This window comes from Arthrobacter sp. JCM 19049 (genome assembly GCF_001310435.1).
Window position 1 is genome coordinate 1 of sequence record NZ_BAXF01000591.1, and the last position, 1,177, is coordinate 1,177.

Genomic DNA, 1,177 nt, shown 5'->3' on the forward strand with positions numbered 1-1,177 from the left:
CCGCCCATCGACAGCCCGGCGACGAACACCGTGCGGTACCTGGCCGCCAGTTCGTCAAACGCCTGCTCGGTGGCGTGGATCCAGTGCGCGTAGGCACTTTGACCATGTCCTGCCAACGGGTCTCATGCCCGGGCAGCAGCACCATCTGGGTGTGGTAGCCGGCCTGCTCAAGGGCCTGGCCCAGGGGCGCATGGCGGTGCGCGCGCCGGTGAACCCGTGGATCAGCAGCACCGCGACCTCGTCCTTGCGCGGAGCGGGTGCCTGCTGGGCATCCGCGGACAGTTGCGCTTGCGCTGGGACGTGCCCGTCCGTGGTGGTGGCCGCGTCGCTGTTGTTGGGGCTTGGTTGGGGGTACATCAGCCTGCCTTTCTGCCGCCTCACACCTCGAGACTAGTGCACAATTGGTTACAGGGAGCCACGCGGTCGGCGAACACCGCCCCGGCCCTGCGGTAACCTGCGATTCATCACCGACACCCGAAGGAACCCAAGAAACGTGCTGTATGACTTCCTCAAGCGGTTCGCGGTCCGCCCCCTGCTGAAGATCTTCTTCCGCATCGACCTGACCGGCACCGAGCACGTGCCGCCCACCGGCGCGGCGATCCTGGCCTCCAACCACCTGTCGGTCTCCGACTCGGTGTTCCTGCCCGCCAGCCTGGAACGGCCCGTGGTGTTCCTGGCCAAGGACGAGTACTTCAACGGCACCGTTGAAGGGGCGCTTCACGGCCTGGTTCTTCCGCTCGATCAACCAGCTGCCGATGGACCGCTCCGGGGGAGCGAAGTCGGCCCAGTCACTGGCCAGCGCCGCCGAGGCGCTGGCCGAGGGCAAGCTGCTGGGCATCTACCCGGAGCACCCGCTCCCCGGACGGCCGGCTGTACCGGGCCAAGCTCGGGGTGGCGAAGCTGGCCCTGGAAAGCGGGGCGCAGGTGATCCCGGTGGCGATGATCGACACCCACAAGGTCCAGCCCATCGGGCGGCGCATCCCGCGCCCGGGGCGGATCGGCATCCGCATCGGCCAGCCCCTGGACTTCTCCGACCGGCGCGGGCAGGCGCAGGATTCGCAGGTCTTGCGCCAGGTGGCCGACGAGATCCGCGAGGCGATCGGGCAGCTCTCCGGGCAGCAGTACGTCGACGTCTACGCCCCGCGCAAACGCTGAGCCGCCAGACCGCGACCGGGGC

At 69.0% G+C, this 1,177-nt stretch carries 1 protein-coding gene and 2 pseudogenes; all 3 read left to right on the forward strand.

Annotation, left to right across the window (positions count from 1 at the left end; all coding sequences use genetic code 11):
• Nucleotides 1-577: 577 nt before the first annotated feature.
• Nucleotides 578-631: pseudogene (locus tag JCM19049_RS23655) on the forward strand (hypothetical protein); the annotation flags it as partial.
• A gap of 124 nt (nt 632-755) precedes the next feature.
• Nucleotides 756-863 (forward strand): annotated as a pseudogene (locus tag JCM19049_RS23660) (hypothetical protein); the annotation flags it as partial.
• Nucleotides 864-891: 28 nt separating this feature from the next.
• Nucleotides 892-1,155 (forward strand): lysophospholipid acyltransferase family protein, encoded by a 264-nt coding sequence (locus JCM19049_RS23665; protein ID WP_374700327.1) that lies wholly within the window; start codon nt 892-894, stop codon nt 1,153-1,155.
• The last annotated feature ends 22 nt before the right edge of the window (nt 1,156-1,177 follow it).